Annotated in this window: 7 protein-coding genes; all 7 read right to left on the bottom strand. The window is 68.6% G+C overall.

Annotation, left to right across the window (positions count from 1 at the left end; translation table 11 throughout):
* Window positions 1-85: 85 nt before the first annotated feature.
* On the bottom strand, window positions 86-3,085 hold the full coding sequence (locus AC1Q7O_RS22775) for a DUF927 domain-containing protein (RefSeq protein ID WP_492662365.1): 3,000 nt from the start codon (window positions 3,083-3,085) through the stop codon (window positions 86-88).
* On the bottom strand, window positions 3,082-3,597 hold the full coding sequence (locus tag AC1Q7O_RS22770; protein WP_492662364.1) for a hypothetical protein: 516 nt from the start codon (window positions 3,595-3,597) through the stop codon (window positions 3,082-3,084). Before AC1Q7O_RS22770 ends, AC1Q7O_RS22775 begins: the two co-directional genes overlap by 4 nt.
* Window positions 3,594-4,025: a hypothetical protein gene (locus AC1Q7O_RS22765; RefSeq protein WP_492662363.1), complete on the bottom strand. Its 432-nt coding sequence runs from the start codon at window positions 4,023-4,025 to the stop codon at window positions 3,594-3,596. Before AC1Q7O_RS22765 ends, AC1Q7O_RS22770 begins: the two co-directional genes overlap by 4 nt.
* Window positions 4,022-4,207: a hypothetical protein gene (locus AC1Q7O_RS22760; protein WP_492662362.1), complete on the bottom strand. Its 186-nt coding sequence runs from the start codon at window positions 4,205-4,207 to the stop codon at window positions 4,022-4,024. The genes AC1Q7O_RS22765 and AC1Q7O_RS22760 overlap by 4 nt, the downstream gene beginning before the upstream one ends.
* Window positions 4,208-4,467: 260 nt before the next feature.
* On the bottom strand, window positions 4,468-4,695 hold the full coding sequence (locus AC1Q7O_RS22755; protein WP_492662361.1) for a hypothetical protein: 228 nt from the start codon (window positions 4,693-4,695) through the stop codon (window positions 4,468-4,470).
* A 26-nt stretch (window positions 4,696-4,721) separates the two neighbouring features.
* Window positions 4,722-5,267, bottom strand: a complete 546-nt coding sequence (locus tag AC1Q7O_RS22750; RefSeq protein WP_492662360.1) for a hypothetical protein — start codon at window positions 5,265-5,267, stop codon at window positions 4,722-4,724.
* Window positions 5,268-5,369: 102 nt separating this feature from the next.
* Entirely contained in the window at window positions 5,370-6,053 is a 684-nt protein-coding gene (locus tag AC1Q7O_RS22745) for a hypothetical protein (RefSeq protein WP_492662359.1), read from the bottom strand.
* Window position 6,054: the final 1 nt, after the last annotated feature.

Genomic DNA, 6,054 nt, shown 5'->3' with positions numbered 1-6,054 from the left:
TTCACTGCGCAAATCGTCCCCGCGATCAGCCTGCGGAAGCCGTCCCCGAAATCAAAGGCTTATTCAGCGTAGCCCTAGGTCGGCATCAAAGCTCATCGGACAGCACCGATGCCTTCAGGTGATACAGCTTGACCTTGCCCAGGCCAGGCACGCGGTAGCTACGCATCAGCCGGCCGGCTTCATGCATCAGGTGCCCGCGCTTACGTATCAGCTCGGCCACGGCCGTACCGTCCAGCCCCTTACACACGTCACGCTTCCAGGCCTCGGGCAGGATGAGGTAGTCGGTGGATGCGTTGAACTTTTCCGATGACTCAGCCGTCGAGCGGCGCTCCATGTAAGCCTGGGCCTCGTCCATCTTCAACGGCTGGCCATCGGCGTCCACCAGGCGCTTGAAGCCTGCCCGCAGTGCCGTGTTCGGCCTATGGTCATCGTGCGCGCGATGCATCCAGGTGAAGAGCGCGTCCCCGTTCTTCTCGATGAAGGCCCGCACCTGCGCCAGGGCCTGCGCGTCCTCGCCGTTATCGAGGTGGCCACGCGCGGCCAGCCAGTCGGCAAAGCAGCGCCGGGTAGCGTCTGACGCGGCACGCGCGGGCCACCCAGTGATTCCCGCCTCGCTGGCCAGCTCGCCGGCAGCGGCCACCAGTGCGAAGCGGCGGGCCACGCGGCGCACCTGCTCGGCGCCGCCGTTGGGCAGCATCGCGTCTCGCTCCGCTTCCACCATCGTGGACAGGCGCTCCGACAACTCGCCTTGATGCTCGCAGGCCCATTCAAGCCAGGCGCGGCCGGCCACGCCATAACAACGCGCGGCGGCCGTCGTCATTTCCTCCACCAGCGCGCCCGGCCCCGTGCAGCCGTGCAGCTCTTCCACCCCGCCCATGCCCTGGCCTGCGTCTAGCGGAATGTCGACCATGCGAACTTCCTGGCCAGCCATCACGCGCTTGCCGGCCTCGGCCATGTGCGTGGAGAGGCTCACCTCACCCGACGACAGGAACAGCAGGCGCCAGGTGCGTTGCTTGCGGTTGAGGCCGCCCCGGGTGTTGCGGCCCTTTTCCTGCTCATTGGCCAACATGTAGGCGCACTCGCCGGCCTTGCTGGCATCGAGCTGGGCGATCTCGTCCAGGATTAGCAGCCCGTCGCTGTGCTGCACGGCCGTCGCCTCCAGGGCGTTGTCAGTGGTGCGCCAGCGCTTCACGTAGTCCGCCCGGCCCCACACGCTGGCCGCGATCCGCAGGGCTGAAGTCTTGCCCTGGCTAGATCCGCTGCGGAAGTGAAAGCCGCCGCTCTCTACGCCGGCAGGCAGCAGCAGCGCACCAGCGAAAGCGCAGCTCACCGCGAACACGAACCGGCTGTTGCCCTCGCACAGTGCCGCCACCGTCGCGCGCCAAGTGCCAAGGTCACCACGCATGCGGAACGTGTCTTCCATGCCGCCTTCACTCTGGAACACGTAGCGCCGGCCCTCGCTGCCGCCAATGCAGCGGCTGGGCAGCACGTAGGCGCCGCCGTGCCAACCGACCTTGTCGGTGCAGGTGACACGCTCCACGGGATTCCGGGTCTTGATGTACTGGCCGAGGCGGCTGCGAGCTGCGGGGCCGTGCGCGATCTCCAGCCCCATGTCAGCCAGGCGCGCGGCCCACTCGGCGCCCTCGCCGCTAAGCATGGCCACCGGCATGGCCCATTGCTTGGCGTTGCTGTCGGGGTCGCTGAACTCCAACAGATAACCCCAGCCGTTGGCGGCATCGTCGCGAGTGCGGGCCGTGACGTGCAACGGAGCGCACACCCATTGCGGCGGTCGTTCGTTGCCCTCGCCGTCGCGAACGACGAACCAGACTCCGCGCTCGTCCAGGCGGAACGGATCGCGCCCGCCTGGCACGCCGGCAGGCGCGGCCTCTGAGGCGTCTTCCGCGCCCTCGGCAGGCGCCGACACGTCGGCGCCCTCGTTCGCGCCGCCTGAGGCCGTTCTGCGAGCTTGCCGCACCCTCGGCGCCTTGTCCGTTGTCGGCGAATGGGCCGCTGCTTCCACTTGGCGCGCAACCTCGTCCAGCCCTGCGGCCGCCGCCAGGTCGTTGAAGTCGCTGCCGGCGGCAGGTAACCCACTGGGCAGCAACATCGCCGCCGCGCAGCCGAGCGCCTGCAGCTTGCGCACGGCCTTGGCCGCACCCTCCCTGCCAGGGTTCTTGCCGCTGCGCGCCTCGGTCTCGGTGTCGTCGTCACCGCACACCAGGAACCGAGCGCCAGAGAATCGCGCCGGCATTGCCTCCGCCACGGCCGCCAGGTTACCGGCGTCGAAAGCAACCACCACCGGCCGGGCGCAGGCCTCATGCAGGCTCGCGCCTGTCGCGTAGCCCTCGGCCATCAGCACCAGGTCGGTAGCCTCGCCGTCGATGGCGCCCAGCACATGGAACAAGCCGCGCTTGCGCCCACCCGACAGAAAGCGCTTCTCCGTGAGTCCGCGCGCCTGCTCTGCATCGGTCGGCGGCCGTGGCGCGACGCGCTGCAGGTTGTGCAGCGCGCCGGACTCGTCACGCAGCGGCACCAGCAGCGTGCCATCGGGCAGAAAGCGCACGCCGTAAGCGTGCACGCCCTTGCGCTGCAGGTACGGGCTAACGCCCTTGTCTGTGGCGTCGCCCCACAGCTCGGCAGCATCGCGCGCGGCTTGCTCGGCCTTCCGCCGGTACTTCTCCGCCTCGGCCGCCTGCGCCGCCTGGCGCTTGGCCTGCTGCTCGGCGTGCTGCCGTTGCTGTGCCTCCAGAGCCTCAGGGCTCAGCGCCGGGCCGGCATCGTCGGGGAACCGGAAGCCGTGTTCCTTGGCGATGCCAAAGAGCGTGCCCACCTTGACCTTGCCGCCCGCCTTGATGCTGCGCCATGTGTCCCGCGCGTCGGTGGCGCTGTAGGCCTTGGCCTGGCTGCTCCAGCCGTCCCACAGCTCAAAGCCATCGGCCCCCAGTTCGGCCTTTACCGCCATGCCCAGGCGCACCCAGGTTTCGCGGTCAAGGTCGGGCGGGATGCACTGCAGTGCGTCGCGAACAAGCGCAGGCGTAACAACGCGCGGCGAGGCAGTGCGGGCAGATGGCTTGCGAGGCGTCATCGCTGGCGCTCTCCCGTGCGTTCACCTACTGCACTGGCGCCGGCGACTGGGGCACCGCTCGGCCGACCCGGCGTCTTGCGCGCAGGCACGCATTGCGTGCGGAACGCCTGATAGGCGCTGTCCGCCCTGGCTGCACACCAGCGATGCAGAAGCAACCGCTCAGCGCTGGCGCCTTCGGGCGTCTGACGATAGATCTCAGCGCGCAGTTCCTCGGCCTTCTCCTGAACCCTCCTGCGCTGCGCCCAGTACCAGTCATGGGCGGGCACGCAAATATCGACGCGCCAGAAGTCCGCATTGGCCCAAGCGCGGCGATGCCCCTTGGCGTCATCGGGTCGCGCGCGGCAGAGGCTGAACTTGATGCCGGCTCGCTGCCAACTCACAACATCGTGGTCTCGCGGGTATTCCGTGCCAACAGGGATGAGCCCTTCGGCCTCTATCTGCGCACGCGTGCCCTTGAAGCGGAGATAGCCGGAGCCGATGACAATCCGCAGCTCTTGAGTCGGCGCGTTCATTGAAGCACCGCCTTTCCGTCAAGCAGCGCGCGAAGCGCCACCAGGCCGGCCGCTTCCTCCGCCGTCAACATCATGCCGGCGCACGGGCTGGCCGGGAGAAGCCGAGCCAAGCCGGACATGTCCCGCGCGTCCCTCACTGCGCCTTCGCTGTAGTTCAGGCAGTCATCCAACCTCGCGACCAACAGCTCCAGGCTGGCGACCGCCAGCCGCGTCAGATTGCCCCGCGTCGACGGCGGCAGCAGCGGCGGAAGGTCATTGCCGCCCTCATCGGCGCAGCATGAATCAAGGTCGTCTCGCTCAATCAGCGTAACGATCTCGATGGCGCCGGCAGTCACGTCGCGAGCCTCAGCGATCAGCATCAGGCGCGGATCGTTTCGCTGCTCGTCGCGCAGCCACGAGAAAGGCTTGAAAAGCGGTGCGGCGTTCATGCTTGCACCTCCAGGCGGGCCAGCATGAGCAGCGCGACGGGCCAGCTCAGCCGGCCACGCAGCGCAGCGCGCAGCACCAGGAAGCGCGCCATGCGGCGCAGGTAGTGAGGGGGCGCCGAGGGCGCGAGGCGTGCAGCGGTGTGCACAGGTGCGGCCGAGCGGCCGGCTTGCGTTGCGGTCATGGTCACAGGCTCCTGGATGAGCGTCTGGAGACCACCCCCGGGCGTTTTCAAGCGCAGAGGGTGGGCGGGATGTTGAAAACTCGAAACCAGTCGAGCCGTCCGCCTTACGGACGGACGCATCCCGCCCGTTGACCGTTCGGAATAGGGGCGTGACAAAGCCGCACTGTCGGGGCGGCTAGCCGCTGGTTTCGAGGTGTTTTCAAGCACCTGCGCGCAGTGTAGCGAGATGAGGTGAACGGGCAAGCGAAGCTGCATGGCGGCTACCTGGCCGCCTTGCGTGGCAGCAACGCTGCGGCCAGCGCCTTGAACGCCGCCTCGGCGTGGTCAGCCTCCGCCGCCCGCAGTCCTTCGATGACTTCGAGCTGGGCGAACAGCGGTGCAGACTGGTCATCTGGCAGCGCACTCGCGATGGCATCACGGAGCTGGTCAATTCCAGAGTCGACGGCATCGACAGCCTCTGTCCAGAGTCGGTACTCCCTTGCGCCCATCTCGGGCGTACCAGGGCGGCGCGGACTCATTGCAGCGTGCCCAACTCGGCCAGCACGATCTCAGGCGCAGGGGAGCACAGGGCCATCGCCACGGCCCTGGCCAGCGTCGCGCCGGGACTGCCCGCGTCGGAAATGCTGGACGCATGCAGAGCCAGGTCAAGCGCCTTCGCCACGTCGGGCGTTGCGGAATTCAGCAGGCCCGCGACGCGGCAGAGCAAGGGGAAGGCGGCCGATGCATCGTCAAGCAGCAGGACGCCCAACGAAGCCAGGCCATGCGCCTCCGCGCAACGGTCCAGGCGCGGCGCTTCCATCGGCTGGACATGCAGCGAACACACCACGCCTACAGCCAGCCGGCGCAACCATTCCGACGACGACGATCTGGCCAGGCGCATGGCGCCGAGGACTGCTGCTTCAGTCAATGGCCACCGCCCGCCCAGCAGGATGGTGATGCCGGCCAAGCCATCGCGCGCGGCTGAGTCGTCATCGGGGAAGTCAGCCGCCAGCGCAGCCAGGTTGCGAGCGTTCGCAATGCGGTCAGCCGAGGGGCCGGTGAGTGGGCGGGGGTTGAACATGGGCGATCCTTTTGAGCAGTGAAAGACCCCGGGCGACGATGGGACGCCCCTGCGGGGTGGTGTTGAAGTCGCGCGGCCGGCGCGGGGCGCGAGGTGAGTGCGTCAGCTGGAATCGACGCGAGCCGGGAAGGGCAGAACGGCCGCCAAGGAAGCAGAGGCCGCCGTCGACGGTGGGGGTGCTGGCGCGAGCGCGAAGAGGGCATGCTCAGCACGCGCCAGGCCTTGCAGCATGGCCAACTGCTTGGCGAAGGCCCAGTGGCGCAGGTGGCGCAGCAGCAGATCGTTTGCGCCAGGCGCACGCCACACGGTGAGCGCGGGCAACGGGCGCGCCAGTTCCGGCCACAGCGGAGCGAGCGCCGCCAGCGCCGCGTCGACGGCCGCGCGGCTGTAGGACGTTGCTGTCGAACGTCGCACGTCGGCGCAGAAGCCGTGCCACTGCCGAGCTGCAATAGGTGGCCACGCTGGGCCGGCTGAAAGTCCGGCCGGCGCCGCCGCCGGTGCCGCCGCGCTGTTGCGATTCAGCTCAACGCCCACCAGGCGCACCGCCAGCCGGTAGGCCACCAGAACAGCCCAGTCCTGCAGGTCGGAGAGCGCCGCTTCGTGGCCATCGCTGCGCAGCTCGCCATCAGGCGCAGCGCACGCCAGATAGTGCGCCCGCACCTCAGCCATGACCAGGTCGACTCGCTGTTGATCAAAGCCCTGGGTCGGGACCCAGCGGCGTAGCGCACGCTCGAAGGCGAGCCATTGCGGGCGCATGGTTTCGGGCAGGTGGACGGGTTCGGTCATG

It is taken from the genome of Roseateles sp. GW823-FHT07B05 (assembly GCF_058794515.1).
The sequence above is the reverse complement of the archived record's forward strand: the minus strand, read 5'-3'. Positions and strand labels throughout refer to the sequence as shown.